The sequence below is a fragment of the Hymenobacter sp. HDW8 genome (genome assembly GCF_011305775.1).
Taxonomy (GTDB): Bacteria; Bacteroidota; Bacteroidia; order Cytophagales; family Hymenobacteraceae; genus Hymenobacter; species Hymenobacter radiodurans.
The window spans coordinates 560118-583701 of sequence record NZ_CP049907.1 but is presented as its reverse complement, the minus strand read 5'-3'; the positions used below and the strand labels follow the sequence as shown (position 1 = coordinate 583701).

The following is a 23584-nucleotide window of genomic DNA, read 5'->3' as shown; positions in this document are numbered from 1 at the left end:
CACCTCTTGCTGCCTTGAAGGGACGGAGCTTGATGGCCAGTTACTGCTAAAAAGCGTTGCCAGCCAGTTCCACTAAAGTTACGCACTGCCAGCCAAGATTCTGCAACGCGATGTCCGAATAGTGATGAATGCGACCCTTGTTTGCCTATTTTCGACCAGTTTAGTTACGCCAACCGCATGAATGCCTGCCTAAACTCGCTGTTTTGACTTGATACCACCTACTAATCGCTACACCTTGTGCCGGCTTTACTTTGTCCGCGCCGCCTAGGCGAGCCATTGTTTGGGTGCTGCGCTAGTGGGAAACTTCAGCTGAATTTTGCTTTGAGGAGCTAGGCAAAAATTCCAATTATACATTTTACCCAGAACAAGAGGCTCTTTCTGAGAGCGTCAGTTCTGGATATTCATTTTACAATCTTTACCTCCTCGACGTTATCATCAGTCTTTAGATCAATCAGCAGCAGGTATGGGTCGATGCCGGCCCGCGCAGGCTGGCTAGGCACCGTTACAGTAATCGTTTGCTCACCAGAACGGATGCAGTGCTTCTGCCGGTAGAGCGGCTGTCCGTATTCCTCCTTACCGCGCGGTGCAATAACTCCAATCTCTACCCAGTCATTCAGGGGTAGCTCGCGCTCGGCGCCCACGCTGTCGACTACCAGCTTGCGCGCCCGCACATCAAGCGTTACCTGCCAAGTGCCAGCGGCAGTCCGTTTGGCTGTGGCTTGCCGGGTTTCCAAGTCCCAATAGGTGTTAGTCTCGAACAGGTCGCGGAGCAGGTAGTGGAGCGAATCCGGCGTGGCCGCCATGAGTTCACGATACAGATCGAGGGTAGTCGTTAGAGTAGAGGTGGCGGAGTCGGGTTTTGCAAGCACCCGGCGGAGCGCCCCGTTTACCTGCTCCTGACCGATGTACTGACTAAGCGCATACAGCGCAAGAGGGCCTTTGCGGTAGCCCAAAAATGCATTATTGGCCCGCAGCAAAGGTGCCATGGCGCGGGAGCGAGGTACCTCGTAGGACTGACGCAGGAAACTAAGGTAGCGGCGCAAATGCCCGTACCCGTATGCTTTTTCCAACACCTGCATACCAGAATATACCGCCAGGCCTTCCGCCAGCACCGGAGCTCCCTCAACGGAAGCATATCCGGCCCCAAACTGATGCGCCACCTCATGAGCCAGCACGTAGTAGGGCAAGTCGAACCCCCGGGGGCCATCATCTGGCTTCATCAGGGCGAATTGCTCCCCGTAATCAATGGTGCTGGCTTCGGCATTCAACTCCCCCTCGTTGCCGGCGCGCTCCACCACCGTGAGATGGCCGTAGGGGTAGGTGCCAAACTGAGCGCTGTAATGGTCTAAGGAGGCAAGCACGCTACGGACCATGCGTTCTACATTCGCTGCGTGCGCCGGATAGTAATAGAAACTGATAGAAATTTTCTTTCCGGAGTCATCTGAAGGGCTCTGCCACTGAGCTTTCCGCACCGCGTACGCTGCGGAGAAGAAAGCAGCCTGGTTCTGGATAGGGGCATCCGTCTTGTAGTGAAAGTAGCGTCGCCCGCCGACTGTCCAGGTCCGGTGTAATGCCCCCGGCGCTACGGCAGTTTGATCCAACGCCGTGCCCACCACTGCATCAAAAGCAGTCCAAGCGCCTCGGTGCGATTTCTGCCTTGCCTTTGCGTCGTATAGCGATGGGATTTCGGGGCGTGAGGGGAGGTTGTATTTTTTGCGGATGCTGGCCTCCCTATGCTCGCGAAGGGGCTGATAGCCGATGCTGGGCAACACGTCCTGACTCATTAAGTAGGTGCCGTTGGCTTCCACCAAAGCATGCACGCCGTTATTGCGAAAACCCTTCGGCTGTGCCTGTACCCGGAACCGTAGCTGCAGGGAGTCGCCGGGGCGGAGGGGGCTGGCCAAGCGGTAGATCTGGTGGCCCAACTTCTCGTCTGCCAGTACTTGCGCCGCCGGGCGGCTGAAGGACACATCGGCTGTTTTTACGCCCAGGGCAGTTGCTAGGTGAATGGAGTCGATGGTCTTGGCGGTGTAGTTCATCAGCTGGTAAGTGCCCCGAATCGAAACTGCCTGCCGTGCGGGATAAAGCTCCACATGCAGCTTGGTGCTGGTTGGCTGTGGCTGCGGGACGTGCGCATACCGTCCGTAGCGCCTCTCGTACTCGGCCAAGCGCTCCGCTACGTCAGGGGCGGTGGTGTACTCATTGAGTCCGTTCGTGTTGTAGAAAATAAAACCACCCAGCGTGAGTACCAGCCCTATTGCCACCGCGGCCATCACGGCGGTAGGAAACGTAACGCGGCGACGCGCCCGCTGAAGTCGCTGCCTGAGGCTGCTTTCCCTGCCGCGGGCCCAAAACAGACACGCTACCACCGCCAGGAGCAGCGCCCAGCCAGTCCAGTAACCCTTAAACCAGAACCACGGGCCAAGGGACGCCCCGAAGCCGCGTATATCGGTGTACGACCAGTCGGGAGCCGCACCGAAAACCAGCAGTTGATGGTGAATGCCCAATTTGGAGGCGAAGCCAATGAACCCCAAGGTGAGGAGCAGCGCCAAATGACCCACGTATTTCTGGTTGACCAGCACGTGCACCACCAAGGCCAGCAGGGCAAAGAGCAGATACTCGATTAGCTGCAGCCCAAAGAGGGTTTTAAGGTACAGCCCAACCTCGAAGTGCTGATACCCCAGAATTATTTGCAGCAGCATCCCTCCCAGCAGCAGGAGCGACATCCAGGTGACGATTAGCAGTCCGAGGCCCAGAAATTTGCCCCCCAGCAGGACCCATTCGGGCACCGGGGCCGTGTCGGTTATCTCACTCAAGCCCGCTTCCCGTTCGCGCCAGACTAACTCCCCAGCGAAGTACACAATCAGCAGCGGAATAATTATCCAGGGCGTTTTCACATCACCCACGGCATTGGTTAGAAAGTAAACTACCTGCTGGGTGGTGGGGAATAGTGGAATAGTATTCTGCTGCATAAACTCGGACCCGAGCAGCGCCGAGCCCAGCGCTATAGCCGCCACGAGTGGGAGCCCACCCCAGCTACGGGCCATTTTACCGTAGGATGACCACGCCACGGCGAGGGTTTGGTAGGCATAGGTGGCCCAGCCAAAGGGGCGGGCAACGGCCGGAACCATAATCGGGCGGCTTTCCCCAGTTGTCAGGGTGGGCGCGGTTGCCCGCCCCTTTGGCTGGCGGCGCCAGCTCCACCCACGGCGGATGGCCGGGGAAGTTAACTGAAAGCGGTGGTAGACGAAGGCCAAAAAGCCCCCCGCAAAGCCCAGCCACAGGAGGCGGTTCCAGAGAAATAAGCCTTGCAGCGCAATGAGGCGCGTGTTCTTTTCCGCTTCGGTCCAGGTTTCCAGTTCGCTGCCCACTACTCCGCCGAAGCCCACCAAATCCAGCAGCTTGACCAGGTCCCACCAACCCACGAGCTTAGCCACTATCATCAGGATGAAATGGGAAGCAAAGAACAGGAGCACGCTGCCGACGTAACTGGCGATGGCCCGGCCGCGCAGCACCGCCAGCCCAAATTGGACGGTTGTGCCGACCAAAGCCACAGGCAAGGCCAGCAAGCCAAATGCGGAAAGGTAGGCCTCCGGCCGAAACGGACCCAGCAATTGCGCCCTGCTACCCGGAGAATAGAAGCCTAGCAGCAGGCCGGCCGGTACGGCCAGCAGCAGCAATGTATTCAGTGTGAAAGCCGCCAGAAACCGGCCGCCTAAGTAGTTTGCCTTGCTCACGGGAACAGTGTACATGAGCGGGTGCATGCGTGTCTGCACATCGCGGGCCGCCGCGTCGCCGCTTATGGCCCCCGCCATTATGAGCCAGAGCAGGTTGCTGAAAACGGTGAAAAAAGCGATAGAGGAAGGAGAATTGTGGTAGCTCCCGTCGGCGGGGGTGCTGAGCTTAGTCAGCAGGAGCGGTAATACCAGCAACACCCCGAAAAACAGCCAGGTTGAGGCCTGATTCCACTGGTAGCGGAATTCATATCGAAAGATGGGCCCTACTTTCATGGCTGGACGTGCTTCGCTTCAGCTGCCACTTCCTGACCGTAGTGCCCGGCCATGGTGCTGAAATACACATCTTCCAGATCAGGCGCCACCGGGTCGAAGCCGGCGCCGGGCGTTTCCTCGCTGTAGATGTGTACGAGCGTGCGGCCGCTCAGGAGCTTGGTGGAGATGACGCGGTGTTCCTGCTCCAACTGGGGCAAGGCACTTTTCTCCACAATGCGACGCCAAATTCGTCCCTGTAACTCCTCCACGGCTCGTAGGGGCTCAGTCTCGAGCAAGATTTCGCCTTGGTTGATAATAGCCATGCGGGTACAAAGCTCCGCTACATCTTCCACGATGTGGGTGGACAGAATGACCACGCTGTTCTCACCCAACTCGCTGAGCAAATTCAGAAAGCGGACCCGCTCGGCCGGGTCGAGGCCCGCGGTGGGTTCATCTACAATCAGCAGCTTGGGTTTCCCTAACAAGGCTACGGCCACCCCGAAGCGCTGGCGCATACCCCCAGAAAAGCCCCCCAGCTTTTGCCGGCGCACCTCCCACAGGTTTGTTTGTCTGAGCAACGCCTCCACCACTTCCTGTCGCGCCCGGCGGTCGGTAATACCCTTTAGAATGGCAAAATAATCGAGCAGGTCTTCCGCCCGGGCTTTCGGATACACACCAAATTCCTGGGGCAGGTAGCCCAGGGTTTGGCGCACCTCGTCGGGCTGTTGGAGTACATCCAGGTTGCCGAGGTGAATAGTGCCGGCATCCGGCTCCTGTAGGGTAGCAATGGTGCGCATCAGCGTGGATTTGCCGGCGCCGTTCGGGCCGAGCAGGCCGTACATCCCCGCCGGAATGGTCAGGTTGATGTCCTTCAGCGCCTGTACGCCGTTAGCATAACTCTTGGAGACATGGCGAATCCGTAATTCCATAAGGGCTCAATAAGCAGGTAAGAAGGAGGGGTAACTAGTGCAAGAGGGGAGCGGGCAAGCAGCCGTGAATAGGGAGGAGCGTCAGAGATAAAGCACGAAATATATTTACGGGGTAAATGTATTTAAAAGAACTTTGTAATACAAAGTAAATGACGACGTTTATATGTTGCCCCCAAAGCCTGGGTTACTCAATTTATTTTCTGCTGCTGCTGACGATACGCCGTTGGGCTCTGGCCAATAAGTCGGCGAAAGGTTTTATTGAAATGCGACAGGTTATTGAAGCCGCTGGCAAAGCTCACTTCCGTAATAGGTCGGTCTTCGAGTAGGAGCAGGCAGGCTTGACTGATGCGGTAATCCTGCACAAACGCCGTGAGGGTTTGCCCCGTCATTTTCTTGAAGTAGCGACAAAAGGCGGGGACAGTCAAATGAGCCAATTCAGCTACTTCGCTTACTTCAATCGGCTCAGCATAGTGCTCCTGCACATAACGGTAGATGAAACTAAGCCGGTCCTTCTCCTTGCCCTGCTGACCCAGGCCCCCGCGGTCGGCGTGCAATACTTCCACATCGGGAGCCTGAGTCAGGTGCTGGAAGAGTTGCAGCACGGAAAGTAATCGTGGGAAGGCGGGTTGGGTAAGCATTTGTTGCAATAAAGGAGCAACGCGGGCCCGGGTCTGTGCACCAAACGAGAGCCCCTGCTGGGCGCGGTGGAACAATTGTTTGATGGGCTCAAGCTCCGGCAGCTGACCAAAGGCCGTCGCCAGCCAGTCGGCGGGCAGCTGCAGCACAATCTGCTCGTACGGGTTCTGGCGGCCGTAGCTAAAACTCAGGTGGGGCACATGGGGCCCGATAAAAACCAACTCGCCATCTTCATACTGGGAGTGGTGCTGACCAATATGCCGCCGGCCGCGCCCGTACGGAATATACACTAGCTCGTACTCGGGGTGGTAATGCCAGAGCACATGCTGGCTACCCTCCACATTAGTCGTGTGCAGCAGGGTAAAGGAACTGCCCGCCAGGGGCTGTATGGTCTCGAACTGCAGTTTCATGTACCCTAAATTAGCCGTTAGCGGGCGTGAATAATAGAGTTATGGATAATACAGCACCGATAGTAGACAATGTAGGCGTAGTACCTGCCTTCACTACTTCCTAGCTTTGTTCTTCTAAAAGAAGACCGATGAGGGGGTATAGCTACCTTTGCATCGCACTTTGACTTAACAACAACATAAATAGGAATATAGGGCTAGCGGCTTCATTCCGATATCGGACTAAGTATCGTGCTACCCAAGTGTAGTAAGCCCCGAACGAGGACGACAATTGCTTAGAGAGCATGCCGCCACGAGGGGATAGATTTCAAGCCGGAAATGGGTGGGAATTCATTCGGTTTTGATTCCGGAAAGAGGCGCTCTGGGTGGGGCGCCTTTTTTTATTGCCGTAAAAAAAGCCCCCCAAGCCACCTTCTTCCTAAAAGCAACGTACCACCACCCCAAGTAAGGATTCGGGGGCGATGAGCCGTATGGCGAGCAACCCCGCCGCCGCCTTGGCCGCCCCGAATTACTCCCTCAAACAACTTCAAGATGAACTATCATACTCTAAGTCAAAAGCTAAACTCTGACCTGCACCTGAGCGAGGAGGAGGCGTTAGCAGAAATTCAACGGGCCATTCAGCAGCAGAATTTAACTGAACTGCATGAGTTGGCAGGCACCTCGGTATCAGTGGCCGCGGAACGCCAAGCAGACCTGGAAAAATGCTCCCCAAGCTAGGCCCTGAGTCGAAACGTAGCCCACGAAACGCCAAAGAATCAATTCAACCCGCAATTTGCCCTCACTAGCTAAGCAAGAATAAGCGCCTACCGGAGTTTTAGCTGAATGACTTCCGAGCCAGCCAGCAGGAAAGCGCCGGTGCCGTACACTTCCCAACTGTTGGCCGAAAAGTCGCGGCGCGGGTCGGCGCCAATGGGCTGCACCCAGCCCACGCGGCCGTCGGCCGAGACGCACTTATTGAGCGCAACCCACGCTTTTTGCACAGCCGGCAGGTACTGGGCCCGGTCGAGAATCCCCTGGTTGATACCCCAAGCCAAGGCGTAGCAGTCGAAGCCGGAACCGGACGCCTCCCCGCCGGGATAGGCCTGCGGATCGAGCAGACTAGAGCGCCACAGCCCATCGGGCTGCTGGAGCTGCACCAAGCGGGCACTCATTTCTTTGAATACATTCAGGTAGAAGCCTCGGCTGGGGTGGTTCGGGGGCAACTCTTGGAGCAGCTGCACCAGCCCACCCATCACCCAGCCGTTGCCCCTCGACCAGAAAATGCGCTGGCCGTTGCTTTCCTTTTTGCCTTCTCCAGCCTCGCTCCACAGGTAGCTGGCATCGCGGGCAAACAGGTGCTCCTGGTGGTTGTACAGGCGGCGGTAGGTTTGGTGGTATAGGGTATCCGTAAGAGTCAGGTACTGGGGTTGGTTTTCAATCGCGGCCAGCTTTGCCAGCACCGGCGGCCCCATAAATAGGGCGTCGCACCACCACCAGGCAATGCCGTGAGCCTGCACCTCGGGGCCCGGCACCGTCCGCAGTTTCTCAACCACGTCAAGGGTGGGCTGAATCATGCGCCGCTCCTTTTTCAGGCGATACAGATTCAGGTAGGTCTGGCAGATGACGATGTCGTCGGCGTGGTCGTAGCGCGGGCCGGGCCGCCATTGGTTGCGCTCGCCCATAGCCATCAGAGAGTCTAGCAGCAGGGACGACTTAGTGGTCTGATAGGCGGCAAACACGCCTGAGTAGAAGGCGCCGTTGGTCCAGTCGGTCAGCGTATGCTTGGGATGCGCCAGCTGCCACTTCGACGCCCGTAGCAGCTGCTTCCTGATGAATTTAGGCTTAAAAAAAGCTTTATCAGAAGCAGAAACCGACTGTGCTTGGCCAGTATGCACCAGCGCCAGCAGCGCGCAACAAGTAAGCAGATGAGTAAGGCGTAGTTTGTGTATCATACAGCAGGGAGGAAGGAATAGACCCGAAAAAAGCCCCCCGCCCGAGCCCAGGAGGCTAGAACAAACCTAGCAAAATAGTCCCGCAATGCTGGGGGGCTTTTTTTAAGATAGACCAGGAGCCGTACTAGTTGCGGGCATGCCAGATATTGCGGAATTGCGCGACATTGGCGACGGAAACGCTTTCTATCACAATCCCCGCTGTTGTTCTGGGTCGCCACGTTCGGGCCGCTCAATTCCTCTTTTCCTGATAAGTCGACATTGGTCTGATTCGCTATAACACGCTTCATTTCGGCTTCATAATCAGTCCTGAACCTTGAAGTGAACCGGAGTTAGATTTCTTTGCCCCAATATCCCTGTCCGAGCGAATAACTGCCAGCTATGCCCATTCCCCTTACTGCAGCACCCTTTCACCGTGCCACACTCCTTACCCAGCTGGAGAGCCAGGCCAGTTGGGATTTAATTGTTATTGGGGGCGGAGCTACGGGCTTGGGCGTGGCCCTGGATGGACTCAGCCGGGGCTACCGGACCTTGTTGCTTGAGCAAGTTGACTTTGCCAAGGGTACGAGCAGTCGCAGTACCAAACTGGTGCATGGCGGCGTGCGCTACCTGGCCCAAGGCGACGTGGGGCTGGTACGCGAGGCGCTCATCGAGCGGGGCCTGCTGCTCCAAAATGCCCCCCACCTTGTAACCGACCAGGCTTTCCTCATTCCAGTTTACTCCTGGGCCGACACGGCCTTCTACACCATCGGCCTGAAGCTCTACGACCGGCTGGCTGGCCGTCGCAGCCTGGGTTCCTCCGTGTTTCTTGGCCGCGCCGAAACGCTGCGTAGACTAAGCAACCTTCGTCCTGAGGGCCTGAAAGGTGGCGTACTCTACCACGACGGGCAGTTTGATGACGCCCGCCTGGCCGTGAACCTGGCCCAAACGATTATCGAGCACGGTGGCACGGTGCTGAATCATTTTCCCGTGCGGGAGCTGCTGAAGAATGAGCAGGGCATCGTGTGCGGCGTGCGGGCCACCGATGAAGAAACCGGCCGCCACTACGAGCTGCGAGGCACCGTTGTGGTCAACGCCACCGGCATCTTCGTTGACGAGATTCGGAAGCTGGACACGCCCGGCGCCCGGCCGCTGGTACGCCCCAGCCAGGGCGTACACTTGGTGCTGGATAAGACATTTCTGCCCGGCGACGACGCGCTCCTTATTCCCCGCACCGACGACGGCCGCGTATTATTTGCCGTGCCCTGGCAGGGCCGAGTAGTGCTGGGCACCACCGATACAGCCATCCCCGAGCCGAGTCTGGAGCCCCAGGCGCTGGAGGAAGAGGTAGCGTTTATCCTCCGCACCGCCGGCCGCTACCTCCGTCGGGCGCCCCAGCGCCACGATGTGCTCAGCATCTTCGCTGGTCTGCGCCCCCTAGCGGCAAAGGCGGCCGGCACTGGTCATACCAAGGAACTATCGCGCCGCCACAAGCTAGTGGTCTCCGACACGGGCCTGATAACCATCACGGGGGGCAAATGGACCACTTACCGTCGCATGGGCCAGGATACGGTAGACAAGGCCATTAAGCTGGGAAAACTTCCCAATGTCCCAAGCCGGACTGCTCACCTTGCTATTCACGGAGCCCAGCCCACCCCCGACCGTCAGAGCCATTTCTACGTGTACGGCTCCGACCAGCCCGGCTTGCAGCAGCTAATGATGGAGCGGCCGGAGTTGGGGGAAAAACTGGATGCCGCGCTCGAATTCCGAAAGGCGGAGGTAGTGTGGGCCGCTCGCTACGAGCTGGCCCGCACGGTAGAAGATATACTGGCCCGCCGCGTGCGCATACTGTTCCTCGACGCTGCCGCGGCTGTGCGCTGCGCCCCCGTAGTGGCGGCGTTGCTGGCCGAAGAACTTGGGTACGATGCCCAGTGGCAGCAACGGCAGGTTACGGAATTTACCAGTCTAGCCCAGCATTACCAACTGCACCACTCACTGGTTAATCAAACCGCCGAGCTGTAAGGGATCTGGAGCTAATTAGGTATACTTTCGGCGATTGGCATCAAACCTATTGTCCTAACCGCGGCCCACAAGTTGCGAGGCTCCGCGCTATCTTGCTTATCGGTTACTTTATGGGCTGGGGGCGGCCAGGAAGTGATTATGTAGCGTCTTTACCAAGCCATCATTTAGGCCAGACTTCCATGGATGTAATTTATGTGACGGATTTAATCGGGACCGGCGTTTTTGCCATATCGGGGACGTTGGCCGCGTTACACAAGAAGAAAGATCACGACGTGCTCACGCTGTTTATCTTCGCTTTTGTCACCGCGGTTGGGGGCGGAACGCTACGCGATGTCATCATCCAGGCGTACCCGGTGGTCTGGATCAGCGACGTCAACTATCTATTCGTTATTACGGCCAGCGTCCTGATTGCCGTTGCCTGCCGTCGGTGGTGGCTGGGCATTTTGCAGCGCCCTTTACTGGTATTTGACACGCTGGGTATCGGTATTTTCACCATTCTGGGTCTGGAAAAAGCGCTGAATGTGGGCGTCAATCCATGGGCTGCGGTCCTGCTGGGCATCGTCTCTGCGCTATTTGGTGGCGTCATTCGCGATACGCTGGCCAACGAGATGCCGCTAGTCTTTGAGCGGCAGCTATACGCCACCCCATGCCTGACCGGTGCTGTACTGTATATTCTGGCCCTACGCCTACATCTGGACCCAACCCTTACTTTTTTATTGTCGGTGGGGGTGATTACGGGCTTTCGACTACTAGCTATGAAGAAAGGCTGGTCGTTGCCACCTATTAGGGTTTAAAAAGCCCCCCAAGGTGCTTATCGCCAGTAATTACGGCCCATTCGATGGCAAATCCCTACTGCTCCAGCGTAGCTACTGTGCGGCCACCAAGGGCGCCAGAATGTGGGCAGCATCGTGTTTGAGCCAAGTGCTTCGCGGCCTAGCCTACAGCGAAGTTGTAAGGTATGCCGCCCTTGATCAAATACTGCCTGTGCGCCCGCCGTCAACGGGTAGGCTGGTGCCCGTGATGTAGCCTGCCGCCGGTGAGGCAAGAAAGGTTACCACCGCGGCCAACTCGCTGGCTTGGCCAAAACGGTGGGCTGGAATCTGCTGGAGCATGGCGGCCTCCACTTGTTCTTTTGTTTGGCCCGTATTGCTCATTCTCTGTGCAATGAGCGACTCGTGGCGTTGCGTCACAATTGCGCCGGGCAGGACATTGTTCACCGTAATGCCTTGCCCGGCTACCTCATTCGCCAAGGTTTTGGCCCAACTGGCCACGGCACCCCGAATGGTGTTGCTTACCCCTAATCCCGCTAGGGGTATCTTAACCGACGTGCTGATAATATTGATGATTCGCCCGTAGCCGCCTGCCACCATGCCTGGCACCAGTGCCTGCGCCAAGAACTGATTGCAGAGTACGTGCTGGGCAAAGGCTGCTTCAAATTCTGAGGGAGTGGCCGCCAGCAGTGGCCCGGCCGGTGGCCCACCGGTATTGTTGACCAGAATCTGGAAGCCATGCGGGTGCGTGGCTAGGAAGCCCGCCACGACTGCGGCTACTTGGGCTGGCTGGGCAAAGTCGGCCACCAAAAAATTGTGCTGCTGCTGGGCCGGAGTGGGAAGAGCGGCGGCTACTGTCCGCAGTCGGGCCTCGTCGCGGGCGAAGAGCGTAACGGTGGCACCAGCCTCGGCCAGTGCCTCAGCGGTGGCTCGGCCGATGCCCTGCGTGCTGCCGCCTACCAGGGCGTGGTATGGACGTAGAGTCATAGAAAGAGTACGAATGGCATAAAACAGGCCCTTATCGGCCTGGTCAGATACTACGTAACCAGAACCGATAAGGGCCTATAAAGCGCCCACCAATAGGTAAATTCATTTAACCAGAGCGCCGCAAATACCAGTTATCAAGCCTGAGCTGCCAGTTCAGCTTTCCGCAGCAAGGGCGCTACCCGGGTGCCAAGCAACTCAATGGACTGTAATACTTTGTCATGAGTTTGAGCGGCAACATCCTGCTGGAAGGTGACCCGCGAAATGCCCCCAGCGCCTCGCTGTGGCGAAGAATCTTGGCGGCTACTTCCTCGGGGCTACCCACCAGCAGCGCCCCCTGCGGACCCGCCTGGGCATCAAACTGGCCCCGTGTCACTGGGGAGCCGCCGCGCTCCCGGGCGCGCGCCGTGAAGGTGCGGGCGTAGCCGGGAAAGAATTCCTCGTGCGCCTGCTCGGTGGTTTCGGCCACGTAGCCGAGCGAGTGCAGGCCCACTTTTAACGTTTCGGGCGAGTGCCCAGCCCGGCGCCCGGCTTCCCGATACAGGTCCACCAGGGGCCGGAAGCGGTGCGTATCGCCGCCGATGATTGCCACCATCAGCGGTAGTCCCAACTGACCGGCCCGCACGAACGAGGCCGGGGTACCGCCCACGCCCAGCCAGATGGGCAACTGGGGCTGCGCGGGTCGCGGGTAAATTCCCTGGCCCGTGAGGGCCGGCCGGAACTTGCCTGACCACGTCACGCGCTGTTGGTCGCGTACCTGAAGCAGGAGATCCAGCTTTTCAGCAAACAATGCATCGTAATCGTCTAGGTCAAAGCCAAATAAGGGGAACGCTTCAATAGAGGAGCCGCGACCCACTACCAACTCCGCCCGGCCTTGGGAAATTAAATCTAGGGTGGCGTATTCCTGAAATACGCGCACTGGATCGGCCGCACTGAGTACTGTCACAGCGCTGGTCAGGCGGATGCGCTTGGTGCGAGCAGCCGCAGCGGCCAGAATAACGGCGGGGGCAGAGTCCAAATATTCGGAGCGGTGGTGCTCGCCCATACCAAATACATCGAGGCCTACCTGATCGGCGTATGCAATACGGTCGAGCAATTGGCCCATGGCTTCCACGCCAGTCGGTGTTTTGCCGGTGCTGTTGCTGAGCAGTAGTGCCGCGAAACTATCAATGCCAATTTCCATAGAGGAGGTTCTTTATTGGGGTATTTCCCCGTAGTAAGAGTGCAAGTGAACAGAAAGAACACTAACGGCTCTCCCTGGATTGGGGAGAGCCGTTGGCCTAAGCTAGAGGTTTGAAGCCTTAACGGGTGGCTACACCTTTGGCTTTGGCGATTATGTTAAAGCTCAGCGTAAACGTATCATCAATAGCTTTGTCGGCCGCAGTGCCAAATAGGGTAGATCCGAATTTGACATCGTACTTGGTGCGGTCTACCGTGGCTACGCCCGAAGCGGCAGCCACACCGTTTTTCACGCCTACTTTGGCTGGAAAGCTAATGAGGTTGGTTTTGCCTTTAATGGTCAAATTACCCGTAACAGTGGCGTTGTTACCGTCGGAGTTACCCTTCAGCGGCTTGACACTGGTGATGACGAGGGTAGCCGTAGAGTATTTTTCCACACCAAAGAAGTCATCCGACTTGAGGTGACCAACTAGTTTGGCGTTGTAATCGGCATCAGTGAGGTCTGTGTTCTTTAGGGAGGTAATATCCACAACGAACGTACCGCCCACCAACTGGGTACCCTTTACTTGCACAGTGCCTTCTAGTTTATTGTCTGCTCAAACAATTTAAATAGATAAGCATGCCGAATGCGGCTTTTAGCGGTTATGTATCTAATTGTTTTTGGAATTATTTCATCACTGAGATTACACGCCAACCAGCATTACATGAAGCGCATTCAAGCCCAGGATATTGAGACGATGGAAAAGATTTTCCGTCTTAATCTGATTAATTCTATTACGGGCTACAAGCCCGCTAACCTCGTCGGGACGGCGGCGCCTGATGGGCGCACCAATTTGGCGATGTACAGTTCCGTAGTGCATTTAGGCTCCAATCCGCCCTACATCGGTATTTTTACCCGCCCTACCAGCGTGGCGCGCCACACCTACGACAATATCAAGGCCAGCGGCTGCTACACCATCAACCACGTACACGCCGACTTCACGGCGGCCGCCCACTATACGTCGGCGCCTTTCCCGGAGGACGAATCGGAGTTTGAGAAATGTGGATTGGGAGCTGAATTTCTGGACAACTTTCCGGCGCCATACGTCCGCGAAAGTCAGATAAAAATGGGGCTGCAACTGGTTGAGGAAATACCCATAAAGGCCACCGGAACTACCTTGCTCGTGGGCAAAATAGAAGAAATCTACCTACCCGGCGACTTGCTGGCTGCCGATGGTTCTCTCAACTTGAATGGTGCTGGCAGCGCCTGCGTTTCTGGCCTCGATACCTATCACACCGCTCAGGAAATTGGCGCTTACGCCTATGCTCGGGTAGGACAGGGGCCTCAGCCAAAGTAAGTCCGCGTGCTAGGAAAATTAAACGGATACTACCCCCAGTTTCGCTAGTTCTTCCCATACCCGATGTACGGGTAGGCCCATTACGTTAAAGTAGGAGCCTTCCAGCCGCGTGACGCCTACCATGCCTACCCAATCCTGGGCGCCGTAAGCCCCGGCTTTGTCTAGGGGGCTAAAGTTGCGCACGTAAAACTCGATTTCGGCAGGGGAGAGAGCACGGAAATGAACGCGGGTCTGGTCGGAGAAAATAGTGCGCTGGCCATCACCGGTGAGCAAACAAACGCCCGTAAATACATCGTGGGCGCGGCCCTGCAGGCGTGTGAGCATCTGTTTGGCTTCGGCCTCGTCCGCGGGCTTGTTCAGCACATCATCCTCCAGACAGACGATGGTGTCGGCGGTCAGTACCACCTCGTGGGGGGCTAAATCGGGGGCGTAAGCGGCGGCTTTGTGTGCAGCTAGATATTCAGCAACCTCGGCACGATGCAGATGCGAGGGGTAGGTTTCGTCTACTTTCCGCAGGCGAATTTCGTAGTTCAGCCCCAGATCGGTGAGCAGCTGGCGACGGCGCGGCGAGTTAGACGCCAGGACTAGTTTGGTGACTACACTCATACCTGAAACGGGTGGTCTGACTCCTCGTCGTGAATAGAAGTGAACAGGAAACCACCGATGGTTTTGGGATAAAAGAAAGTGGACTTGGGAGGCATTACGGCCCCGCTATGGCACACGCGCTCTACCTCGGCCATGGTTACTTCGTTGGTTATGAAGGCGGCACGCGCCTCACCGCGGTCGACGCGGGTAAGGCACTCGGTAAAGTTGCGCACGTACGCAATTCCCGCCCACGAACGCTGCGCATCGGGCCCCACAATGCCCAGCACGCGCTCCAGTACGAAGTAATGTAATACAGTGAGATCCAGAGCTTTTACTTCGGGCGTAGTATCCCACGTGAGTTGCGCATGTACCTCGGGCCGCAGCCGAATTTTATAAGAATTGCCCCCCAGATACAGGCCAAAGGCCCACGGTTTGCCGGCAATGATTTCGGGCAAATCGTAAGCGTCATCCTTGGGTAGAATGGTGAAATAGAGTTCTAGGCGGATCATAAAATCCTCATCGCTCAGACCATTGGGCATCTCCAGCAGCAAGCGGTGGGTAGGCAGAATGCGCAGGTCGTTGGCCGCCGAGTTGGTCAGGTACATCAGATGATAATTCCACGGTTCTTTGCCCGTGGCCTGCGGGTCGGCTGCCAGGCGGGCCTGCCGGTAAGCCAGGCTGCCTTCGTAGCGGTGGTGACCATCGGCCAGAATCACCTGCCGGGTTTCCAGTATTTCCTGAAATCGTCGAATAATAGCCGCATCTTGAATGACCGCCAGTACATCGCGGGCACCTTGGTAGTCTTCTTCGGTTTGATAAAGCGGGTCGTGCATGGCCTCGTCGAGGTAGTGCTCCAACTCAAAATCTTCATCCCGGTAGAGGCCGTGAGTGGCACTGGTCTGGAACTCGGTGCGGGCCAGCAGCTCGGCGCGGTCATTTACGGCCGCGGGTAAGGTGTTTTCGTGACGCAGCACTACCTCATCGCTCCAATCATACGCTCGGATGTGGCACATGAAGCCTTTGCGGCAATATTCCTGACTACTACCCGGCAACCGGAAATACTGATAATACGCATAAATACCCGGCAACTCATCCTGGCGCAGCACGCCCTTTGCCTGCCATTCCGCCAGCCGCCGCTCTGCCTCGGCGGCGGCGTCCTCGCCTCGTGGCACCGATAAATGAATGCTATTTAACGGGTTACGGTACAGCGCCTCCCGCTGCTTCGCCGACACTACATCAAACAGCGGCGACACGTAATCATCAATATGCTGACTTAACTGCGGATTGTAGCGCCAGCCGCGCACGGGTTGAATTTCAGCCACTCGAAAAAGGTAGAAATGAGGCAGTAAAGGTAGTAGGCGCCGTTTGACTGTATGATTTTAGTTGATTTGATGCTCAAGGAGCTAAGCGGCTACGCTTCCACTCATCGCCAACCTTCTCGTACACAATGCGGTCGTGGAGGCGACTGGGGCGACCCTGCCAGAACTCCACACGGTGCGGACGCAAAATAAAGCCCCCCAATGCGGTGGGCGCGGCAGCGGATTTTCATTCGCAAAGCGTTGCTCTATCTCTTGCTCTCGCTGCTCCAGCTCTTCCCGGCTCCCGATTACCTGACTTTGCGGCGAGGCCCAGGCGCCTACCTGGCTAGCGCGCGGGCGACTCTGGAAATACTGGTCCGACAACTCCTGGGGGGCTTTTTCTACGCTTCCTTCCACCCGTACTTGGCGCTCTAAGCCGGGCCAGAAGAAGTTAAGGGCTGCCTGTGGATGCGTGGCTAATTCGTGCCCTTTGCGACTATCGTAATTGGTGTAAAACAGAAAACCAGCATCGTCGGGGAGGCCCTTGAGGAGCACCACGCGCGTGGTGGGCTGGCCATCGGCGCCGACGGTGGCCAGCGTCATAGCCGTAGGCTCATCGAGATGGGCAGCGATAGCCTCATCTAGCCACGCCCGAAACTGACGCACGGCGTCGGGGAGCACATCGGCTTCGGTGAGGGTGCGTTGCGCGTAGGTTTTGCGCAGGTCGGCCAGTTGCTGGTCAGTCATTGAATGAGGATTTAGAGAGCGTTAACGGCCCTTGGGATACCAAGCATAAAGCAACCAATTGCCCTGCCGGTGCAGTAATTGTAGATGTTGCTCGCGAATAAAGTCAGCACTACGCTCGAAGATGGCCAGCTTTTCGGGCTTGGTTGCCAGCGTCTCGCGGTAAAAGTTGTTCTGCCCATTATAGTAAGCGGTGTCCAGAAATACGAGCACAGGGCGGCGGTCCATGAGCGCCAGCACCTCCGGGTCAGGACCGCCGGGACTCACTACCGAATACAGCTTTTGGGCTAGATGAGCGGGCAGGCGGGCAGTCTTGTTCGACATCAACGGCAGCCTTGTAACCATGGAAAGCTGGTAGGTGTTATTATTCTGGACCTCATCGGGGTCGATGGTCAAGCGATAACCTTCTTCTTCTGAACCTGAGTTGAAGTAAGGAAGAGGCAGAATCGCCTGATAATTTTTAAGATCGAGCCAGCCAGTAAGCTGCTGCATGGGCAGTGTAGGGGCGTTGGCCGTTAGAAAATTAGGCAACTGGGTATTAGTTCGGTAGAAACGCATTGCATCGCGGGTGTCCAGCACCAGAAGCAGGGAGAGTGCTACCAGCACCCAACGCAGCGTACGATGCTGCCACCATCGCGCTACATAATAGCTGAAGCCCAGCACGAAGGCCCACCAGAAAGGCCAGACAAAACGGCCCAAGGCTCGAAACTGAGTAACCCGATCGGTGAGCTTGTGCAGCCAGAAAAACGGATTTAAGTAGTTGTTGAATACGTAGGCGCCGTTATCCAAATCATAGGTTTCGCCCAGGGCAATAAAGGCCATTGGGATGCTAGCCAGTAAAAACAAGCGTAGGAAGCGGCCGTGATCAGTGTCAATAAGCTGCACCGACGGGAGGCGCCGCAATGCAGCCAGCACCAGCGTAACCAACAGTCCGTACAGTACAAAGCCGCCGAGATAAGCCACCGACTCATACGGAATATCGGCCGTGCGCTCCAGCGGAAACCGCAGCTGGTTGAAGGAATATCCCCGGAAGAAAGCTCCAAACTGGAATTTCCATTCTAGCACACCATAGCCACTGCTAGACACAGGTCGCTCGTGGTAGCGGGGGTCCAGTAGCATAAGCGAGCCGGCTGTAATGAGTAGCGCGGCTCCTAGGGTCAGGCCGCCATATAGTGCCAGCCGAAACCAAGGCTTACCGGCTAAGGCATTCTCTACTATCCAAAACAAGAAGAAAAAGCCCCCCAGTACTCCCAGAATGCCCAGGTAATAAAAGTGAAAATACGAGGTCACAATAATGCCCCCCAGCAATATGATAAACCATTTTCGCACCGGCCTATTCTGCACCCAAGCGTAGTAGAGTTGTTGCAACACCCAGATGGTGAACAGGATGGCCGGGGTGTAAGATAAGCTAGTGTGGCCCACGCGCAGGCGCATCGTTTGGGGCCCCAGCCAGGGCAATGCCACGCTCAGCAGCACCAACAACCAGACAGGCAGCCCCAAGGGACGCATAATGCGGTACAGCAGCAACGTGCTGAGCGCCAAGCCCCCCAGGATAAACAGATCATACAAATACAGGCCGTAGGGCTCCAGCGCCGGAAAAGCCTGCACGAGTACATGCAGACTTTGAGTGAGCACAGGCGTACAATCTGTATAGTACATGTACTCGCCAAATGGGTAGTTGTGACCCATTACCAGCATGCCATCGCTCAGCGGCTGCCGCAAAAAGGAAGCAATGGAAAAGTAGCTCTTGATACCGTCGTAGTGCGTAACAATCAGATATTCACCAGGATTAAAGATAAGCGAGCGAAATACGATGAGTAGCAACAGAACCTGAAGCAGAACGCTGCCCACGAACCAGGGATCAAAGGAACGGTCGCGCGGAAGGGGTGAAGCGGGGAGGGGGGGCATTAGCAGATTAATACGCACTTGATACAGGGCGCAAATTATTCAGAAATTTGTTGGGGCACCTTTACCATTTATCGAGCTGCGCACCGTTCTACTGTTCACCGGCGGCATTCACTATTTTGCGCGGCCGTATTATTTCCGGGAACCTAAGCCTATTCTCCCGACGTACCATTACCATACATTAGAGAGCTGGTGCAGCCTGCAGAATCGTAGCGTACGCTGGATTTTAGCGGTCTGCAAGGTTAGGCTGATTAACCTGAATGCATGCTACAATGAAGCTTGATCTATGAAAGCTGGAAGCCTATTAATTTCGCAGCCCTTCCTGGGCGATCCTAATTTCGAGCGCAGCGTGGTACTGCTGTGCCGCCATACCGACGATGAAGGCTCGTTCGGTTTAGTGCTCAACCGAGGCACCAACCTGCTGCTGGGCGATGTACTGGAGCTGCCCGGTGGCGATGTACTGCCCGCTGCCCGCCTGCCCTTGGGCCTAGGCGGGCCCGTGCAGCCCGATACGCTCCACTATCTGCACCGCCGCGCCGATGTACCAAATGCGGTATCGCTGGGGCATGATGTGTATTGGGGAGGCGACTTTGAGGTGCTGCTGGGCTTATTGCTGAGCGGCGAGATTGGTGAGGATGATGTGCGTCTGTATGCTGGCTATTCGGGCTGGACGGCCGACCAGTTGGCGGAGGAAGTGCGCGAAAATGTTTGGATCGTGCACCCCAATGCTGCCGAGAAAGTCTTTACTTTGACTACTGATGCCTTTTGGCAGTCTATTCTGCGCGAAAAAGGCGGTCGGTACCGGATTTTATCTAACTATCCCACAGATCCACGCCTGAATTAGCCCCCCACTGCCGCGTTATCGTTCTTTCAACGTCGGCCTTTTTCTTCGAACTATGCTACCTGATAATCCCAACACCGACCCCCTGCACTCCGACGAATCGTCGGAGTCACCGATGAGCATCCTGGAGCGCCGTCTGGCCGAGATTCGTGCCAAAGAAGACCCTGCTGCGCAGCCCGTGCCACCCACAGATGTGCCTGCCCCAGCGGCGAACATCCTGGCCGAAACAACTGCTGCGGCTCCTTCCACGTCTACCGATGAAATTACGGAACGCCCAGCCTTAGGTACTCCACCCATCGAAAATGCCCCCCAGGGAGCTGGTACCGCTGAAGCATCCGCCGCCGTGGTTGAGGCCGAGGCTCCGAGTCCGGCAATCCCTAACGCTGCTTTAACTCAGGAGCCAATATCTGAGCCGCTGGCTCGGGCCGAGGCTCATTACGGACTTCAGAACCCGGGCGTAGAATCCGCTACGCAAGCTGCCGCGCCCATTACACCCGACCCGGAGGCCATGCCGGCTAGTGTAACAAGCGCAGCCGATGACTCAGCAAGTCAAAATGCCCCCCAAGCCGATAGTACGCCCGAGCCGGAAGCCTTAACCGGACAAGCCACGGACCCACAGGAGCCGGAGATAGAAGCTGCCCCTACCATTGCCCTTCACTCCGCTGAAGATCTGGAAAATGCTCCTGATATGGTTGCTTCGCTGCCTACTTCCGCTACGGCATCGGCAGCAGTAGCGCACGAGGCCGCAACGGCCCACGAAGGCGAAGACGAAGAGGAATTGGTTGTCGAAACCCATGGCCCTGACTTTAGTCAGCTTGACTTGGCGGCGCAAGCAGCATTCTTGCTTAATATGGTGCATCGACCTGATGCCCAGCGTAATCGCAAGCAGATTACTGATTTTTATCGCCAATACGAAACTGCGTTGGCCGCTGACCGTCAGCGGGTGGAAGCGGCTGCCGCACCCGATGCGGAAGCAACGTATCATGGGCCGGCTGGTCACGCCGAATTGGTGAAGGCCATGCAGGAATTCCGCGAAAGCCGCGCCCGCGACGCCCGTGCCGAAGATGAACAGCGTGCTAAAAACCTGGCGCACAAGCAGGAGTTGCTGGCTCAGTTACGGCTGCTAGTAGAGTCGGCCGAAACTAAGGATAGCTCAGCCAAGATCAAGGCTCTGCAAAACGACTGGAAGTCAACTGGTCCGGTGCCGCAGAAGGATGCCCAGGAACTCTGGAACAGCTACCACGCGCTGCTGGACATTTATTATAACAACCGCGGCCTCTTCTTTGAAATGAAGGAGCTAGACCGCCGCCGAAACCTGGAGGCGAAGGAAGCGCTTTTGCGCCGTGCCGAAGCCCTTAGTGAGCAGCCTAGTATTAATAAGGCCTTGCAGGAGCTACGGCAGCTGCACGAAGAATGGAAGCACATTGGTCCGGTGCCTAATGAGCAGCGCGACGCCATCTGGCAGCGGTTTCTGCAAGCCTCTGAGCAGGTACACGACCGCAAAAAAAGCTTCCTCGACACGCGCTCAACTCAGGAAAACGAGAATCTGACCCGTAAAACGGCCCTGCTAGAGCAAATCAAATCTTTCGGTGAGTTTCAGACGGAGCGGGTAAACGAGTGGCGCAGCAAAACCGATGAGCTACAAAAGCTGAAAGAAGAATGGGATGCCGCTGGCCTTGTGCCGCGCGAAAAAGCTGACCAGCTTAACAAACAGTTTTGGGGGCTTATAAGGGCTTTTTCCAACGTAAGAATCAGTTTTTCAAAGCCCTCGACGAAGAGAAAGGCCAGAACCTGAAGCGTAAGCTGGAACTCTGCGACCAAGCCGAGGCAGCGCTTGAAAATCCTAATTGGGAGGAAGGCCGTGAAATTGTTATTCGTCTGCAAAAGGAGTGGAAGCTGATTGGCCGCGTGCCTGAAAAGCAGTCCGATAAAGTATGGAACCGTTTCCGCACCGCTTGCGACGCCTTCTTTGACCGTAAAAATCAGGAAGCTAAGCAGCGTGAAGTTAAAGCTCAGCTTGTGTCGCAGGAGCAGGCCGCTCATCTAGACCGTTTTGCCGATACTGTAGCGGCTCTCACGCCCGATAACCCCGGAACCATTGAGGGCTTTCGGGAACTCGTAGCAGAATGGCGTGCTTACGGTGCCTCGGGCGGGCCACGAGCAGAGGAGAAGTTCCAGACGCTTATGGGCAAATACCTCGACACGGTGCCGGGACTTCCCTATGCCGAGCGGGCGGATTTACTCTTTCAGCTTCAGGTGGAGCGCCTCAAAGCTGGCCCCGATGCGCAGCAGGCGCTTTATAAAAAAGAGCAAGGATTGCGTCGTGACATCAACGAGCTGGAAAACGACATCGCCACGTTACAGACTAATCTTGAGTTCTTTGCGCGTTCCAAAAATGCCAATCAGCTCCGCGAAGAGTACCAAGGCCGCATCGACGAAGCCAAATTGCGCATCGATGCTTTGAAGAAACAATTAAAAATTATTCGCTCATAGTTTGCAAAATGGACGCAGAGCACTAGTTTTGCGCCACCATTTCGCCTCCTTAGCTCAGCTGGTAGAGCAACTGACTTGTAATCAGTAGGTCGCTGGTTCGATCCCGGCAGGAGGCTCAAATGTTGCTTAAGCCCCTTCTACAGCATGTAGAAGGGGCTTTTGTTTTGAGGTATTAATCAGTTAAAAGTGAAGATCTTGGCGTTTTACGGACTGCTGCACTCTTCGCATCCTAGGTAATGTTACTCTTCTTCAAGGCAAAAACGCGGCTAACAAATCACCTGATTTGCATAAAAGCCAGTTTTCCTCCACTGAGGAGAAGTAGGGCCTAATAGGTGCCACACGCTTTATTCACCAAGATTGCCAGCTACATCCAAGCCTGCGGCTCATATGACAGGTGCCAGGTTCTTTGACGGATATCATTTGGTACTAGTACAATGGGTCGCAGGACTCGCTGATGGGCCCGAGTAGCCCCAAGCATATACGCTCTGGCCTCATAGGTGGGAGTCGAAGCTTGGCGAATCATCCAACCAATTGATAAAAGCAGTGGGCAGATAACCAATGCGTAGGGTAAATACTCGTGCATAAAGAGGGGCGTATTTTATAAATGACAAAGTAGATAAGTGCAAATTTACTGCCATAAAATGGCGCTTAGTCATCAATGCTACGACATTAACTTTATTTGAATGCCCTTAAGTGCAATACTTATGGAGGTAGACATAGCCCTAGGGGACATTCAAAACTTGGTGAATCAAAACTATGATCAAGCTTGTACCTAGTTAGCTGCGGATCACAACCGCCTTTTGCTTAATACGTTTCCGTTTAGGCTTATTCATACATGACGCTACTTGCAACCTTTCAGGCTCTCTTCGAATCTTAATCCTGTATTCTTATCGCAGCAAGCATGAAACGTATTTTATATGGCGCAGTAGCCAGTCTGATTCTTCTAAGTGGAGTAGGAGCATGCACAGCCGAATCAGTGGAGCCGCAGCCTGAGTTCTATGTGAAGGCTACTAAGGACGGAAACCCGTGGGTCGTGCCTGGCTCTGGTATTTACGCTAAATCACAAAACGAGTTTTTTGTGTTTGGGGAGCAAAGAGACGGTACGGTTACGCAGGCATCCCTGCGGCTGGGCTTTGCGGTGCCCACAGAGCAGCCCCTCCCAACGGTTACCAAGGCACCAACCCTACTACCAACCACTTGGACAGTGCTCGTTGGGGGTGATGTGATAGTCGACGGCTACACGGCCGATTCTCTGTCAGAAACGCAGCTGCTGATCACGCGGCTTGATACCGTTCAAAAGGTGATAGAGGGCACCTTTGACGCGACTCTGCGCCGTGATGAGCGCTGGTCAAAGCAAGAAGAAACAATCCGTTTTGAGCAGGGCTCTTTTCGGGTGCGTTACCAGTAACCCTTACAGTAAATAAGTACATCTACGGTAACCCAGGATGACTAAAAAAGCCCCCCACTATACGAGTGGGGGGCTTTTTTAGTCATCCTGGGTTACCTTGGAAGATGTTCTGACAACTACTTATTCTTCAGAATATTGACTTCTGACTTG

General features: G+C 56.0%; 19 protein-coding genes, 1 tRNA gene and 1 pseudogene. 9 read left to right on the top strand and 12 right to left on the bottom strand.

Features of this window, described 5'->3' with window-relative positions; translation table 11 throughout:
• Window positions 1–401: 401 nt before the first annotated feature.
• The 3 genes from G7064_RS02535 to G7064_RS02525 form a co-directional block, all read right to left on the bottom strand.
• The gene (locus G7064_RS02535; protein ID WP_166072317.1) at window positions 402–4010 is read right to left on the bottom strand and encodes an ABC transporter permease/M1 family aminopeptidase; all 3609 of its coding nucleotides are present in this window, start codon (window positions 4008–4010) and stop codon (window positions 402–404) included.
• The gene (locus G7064_RS02530) at window positions 4007–4918 is read right to left on the bottom strand and encodes an ABC transporter ATP-binding protein (protein WP_166072316.1); all 912 of its coding nucleotides are present in this window, start codon (window positions 4916–4918) and stop codon (window positions 4007–4009) included. Before G7064_RS02530 ends, G7064_RS02535 begins: the two co-directional genes overlap by 4 nt.
• 188 nt (window positions 4919–5106) lie before the next feature.
• Complete coding sequence (locus tag G7064_RS02525; protein ID WP_166072315.1) at window positions 5107–5964, bottom strand: AraC family transcriptional regulator; 858 nt, start codon at window positions 5962–5964, stop codon at window positions 5107–5109.
• Window positions 5965–6492: 528 nt separating this feature from the next.
• Between G7064_RS02525 and G7064_RS02520 the strand changes: the two genes are divergently transcribed.
• Window positions 6493–6678 carry a hypothetical protein gene (locus G7064_RS02520; RefSeq protein ID WP_166072314.1) on the top strand — a complete coding sequence of 62 codons (186 nt, stop codon included), beginning with the start codon at window positions 6493–6495 and terminating at the stop codon, window positions 6676–6678.
• A gap of 86 nt (window positions 6679–6764) precedes the next feature.
• Here the strand turns inward: G7064_RS02520 and G7064_RS02515 are convergent, their stop codons facing one another.
• On the bottom strand, window positions 6765–7892 hold the full coding sequence (locus G7064_RS02515) for a glycoside hydrolase family 105 protein (RefSeq protein ID WP_166072313.1): 1128 nt from the start codon (window positions 7890–7892) through the stop codon (window positions 6765–6767).
• A 378-nt stretch (window positions 7893–8270) separates the two neighbouring features.
• Here G7064_RS02515 and G7064_RS02510 point away from each other — a divergent pair, with 378 nt between their 5' ends.
• A complete protein-coding gene (locus G7064_RS02510) occupies window positions 8271–9890 on the top strand; it encodes a glycerol-3-phosphate dehydrogenase/oxidase (RefSeq protein WP_166072312.1) in 1620 nt (539 codons plus the stop codon).
• Window positions 9891–10069: 179 nt separating this feature from the next.
• Window positions 10070–10684 carry a trimeric intracellular cation channel family protein gene (locus G7064_RS02505; protein WP_133272757.1) on the top strand — a complete coding sequence of 205 codons (615 nt, stop codon included), beginning with the start codon at window positions 10070–10072 and terminating at the stop codon, window positions 10682–10684.
• Between the two features lie 177 nt (window positions 10685–10861).
• Here the strand turns inward: G7064_RS02505 and G7064_RS02500 are convergent, their stop codons facing one another.
• The 3 genes from G7064_RS02500 to G7064_RS02490 all read right to left on the bottom strand — a co-directional run bounded on the left by G7064_RS02500 (window position 10862) and on the right by G7064_RS02490 (window position 13395).
• Entirely contained in the window at window positions 10862–11647 is a 786-nt protein-coding gene (locus G7064_RS02500) for an SDR family oxidoreductase (protein ID WP_166072311.1), read from the bottom strand.
• A 175-nt stretch (window positions 11648–11822) separates the two neighbouring features.
• Complete coding sequence (locus G7064_RS02495) at window positions 11823–12827, bottom strand: LLM class flavin-dependent oxidoreductase (RefSeq protein ID WP_317172803.1); 1005 nt, start codon at window positions 12825–12827, stop codon at window positions 11823–11825.
• 118 nt (window positions 12828–12945) lie between these two features.
• Complete coding sequence (locus tag G7064_RS02490) at window positions 12946–13395, bottom strand: YceI family protein (protein WP_166072310.1); 450 nt, start codon at window positions 13393–13395, stop codon at window positions 12946–12948.
• Between the two features lie 132 nt (window positions 13396–13527).
• On the opposite strand from G7064_RS02490, the gene G7064_RS02485 reads away from it, so the two are divergent.
• A complete protein-coding gene (locus G7064_RS02485; protein ID WP_166072309.1) occupies window positions 13528–14160 on the top strand; it encodes a flavin reductase family protein in 633 nt (210 codons plus the stop codon).
• A gap of 18 nt (window positions 14161–14178) precedes the next feature.
• On the opposite strand, the gene G7064_RS02480 is transcribed toward G7064_RS02485, so the two are convergent.
• The 5 genes and pseudogenes from G7064_RS02480 to G7064_RS02465 form a co-directional block, all read right to left on the bottom strand.
• Entirely contained in the window at window positions 14179–14766 is a 588-nt protein-coding gene (locus tag G7064_RS02480) for a Maf family nucleotide pyrophosphatase (protein WP_166072308.1), read from the bottom strand.
• Window positions 14763–16067: a DUF1015 domain-containing protein gene (locus G7064_RS02475; RefSeq protein WP_166072307.1), complete on the bottom strand. Its 1305-nt coding sequence runs from the start codon at window positions 16065–16067 to the stop codon at window positions 14763–14765. Before G7064_RS02475 ends, G7064_RS02480 begins: the two co-directional genes overlap by 4 nt.
• A gap of 73 nt (window positions 16068–16140) precedes the next feature.
• Entirely contained in the window at window positions 16141–16236 is a 96-nt protein-coding gene (locus G7064_RS23180; RefSeq protein WP_410505524.1) for a pyridoxine 5'-phosphate oxidase C-terminal domain-containing protein, read from the bottom strand.
• A gap of 77 nt (window positions 16237–16313) precedes the next feature.
• A pseudogene (pdxH, locus tag G7064_RS02470) lies at window positions 16314–16790 on the bottom strand (pyridoxamine 5'-phosphate oxidase); the annotation flags it as partial.
• Between the two features lie 21 nt (window positions 16791–16811).
• Entirely contained in the window at window positions 16812–18695 is a 1884-nt protein-coding gene (locus tag G7064_RS02465; RefSeq protein WP_166072306.1) for a hypothetical protein, read from the bottom strand.
• A 283-nt stretch (window positions 18696–18978) separates the two neighbouring features.
• On the opposite strand from G7064_RS02465, the gene G7064_RS02460 reads away from it, so the two are divergent.
• The 5 genes from G7064_RS02460 (at window position 18979) to G7064_RS02440 (ending at window position 23434) form a co-directional block, all read left to right on the top strand.
• Complete coding sequence (locus G7064_RS02460; protein WP_166072305.1) at window positions 18979–19536, top strand: YqgE/AlgH family protein; 558 nt, start codon at window positions 18979–18981, stop codon at window positions 19534–19536.
• Between the two features lie 52 nt (window positions 19537–19588).
• On the top strand, window positions 19589–21328 hold the full coding sequence (locus tag G7064_RS02455) for a DUF349 domain-containing protein (RefSeq protein WP_166072304.1): 1740 nt from the start codon (window positions 19589–19591) through the stop codon (window positions 21326–21328).
• On the top strand, window positions 21250–22026 hold the full coding sequence (locus tag G7064_RS02450) for a DUF349 domain-containing protein (protein WP_166072303.1): 777 nt from the start codon (window positions 21250–21252) through the stop codon (window positions 22024–22026). The genes G7064_RS02455 and G7064_RS02450 overlap by 79 nt, the downstream gene beginning before the upstream one ends.
• Window positions 22027–22069: 43 nt before the next feature.
• Window positions 22070–22142 (top strand) — tRNA-Thr (locus tag G7064_RS02445).
• 785 nt (window positions 22143–22927) lie between these two features.
• The gene (locus G7064_RS02440) at window positions 22928–23434 is read left to right on the top strand and encodes a hypothetical protein (RefSeq protein ID WP_166072302.1); all 507 of its coding nucleotides are present in this window, start codon (window positions 22928–22930) and stop codon (window positions 23432–23434) included.
• Window positions 23435–23584 lie beyond the last annotated feature (150 nt).

Excerpts from the sequence above, each read along its gene's own strand:
- G7064_RS02455 (WP_166072304.1), top strand. The coding sequence starts at position 19,589 with ATGCTACCTGATAATCCCAACACCGACCCCCTGCACTCCGACGAATCG.
- G7064_RS02460 (WP_166072305.1), top strand. The coding sequence starts at position 18,979 with ATGAAAGCTGGAAGCCTATTAATTTCGCAGCCCTTCCTGGGCGATCCT.
- G7064_RS02515 (WP_166072313.1), bottom strand. The coding sequence starts at position 7,892 with ATGATACACAAACTACGCCTTACTCATCTGCTTACTTGTTGCGCGCTG.
- G7064_RS02465 (WP_166072306.1), bottom strand. The coding sequence starts at position 18,695 with ATGCCCCCCCTCCCCGCTTCACCCCTTCCGCGCGACCGTTCCTTTGAT.
- G7064_RS02530 (WP_166072316.1), bottom strand. The coding sequence starts at position 4,918 with ATGGAATTACGGATTCGCCATGTCTCCAAGAGTTATGCTAACGGCGTA.
- G7064_RS02500 (WP_166072311.1), bottom strand. The coding sequence starts at position 11,647 with ATGACTCTACGTCCATACCACGCCCTGGTAGGCGGCAGCACGCAGGGC.
- G7064_RS02535 (WP_166072317.1), bottom strand. The coding sequence starts at position 4,010 with ATGAAAGTAGGGCCCATCTTTCGATATGAATTCCGCTACCAGTGGAAT.
- G7064_RS02485 (WP_166072309.1), top strand. The coding sequence starts at position 13,528 with ATGAAGCGCATTCAAGCCCAGGATATTGAGACGATGGAAAAGATTTTC.
- G7064_RS02440 (WP_166072302.1), top strand. The coding sequence starts at position 22,928 with ATGAAACGTATTTTATATGGCGCAGTAGCCAGTCTGATTCTTCTAAGT.
- G7064_RS02495 (WP_317172803.1), bottom strand. The coding sequence starts at position 12,827 with ATGGAAATTGGCATTGATAGTTTCGCGGCACTACTGCTCAGCAACAGC.
- G7064_RS02525 (WP_166072315.1), bottom strand. The coding sequence starts at position 5,964 with ATGAAACTGCAGTTCGAGACCATACAGCCCCTGGCGGGCAGTTCCTTT.
- G7064_RS02510 (WP_166072312.1), top strand. The coding sequence starts at position 8,271 with ATGCCCATTCCCCTTACTGCAGCACCCTTTCACCGTGCCACACTCCTT.
- G7064_RS02505 (WP_133272757.1), top strand. The coding sequence starts at position 10,070 with ATGGATGTAATTTATGTGACGGATTTAATCGGGACCGGCGTTTTTGCC.
- G7064_RS02480 (WP_166072308.1), bottom strand. The coding sequence starts at position 14,766 with ATGAGTGTAGTCACCAAACTAGTCCTGGCGTCTAACTCGCCGCGCCGT.
- G7064_RS02520 (WP_166072314.1), top strand. The coding sequence starts at position 6,493 with ATGAACTATCATACTCTAAGTCAAAAGCTAAACTCTGACCTGCACCTG.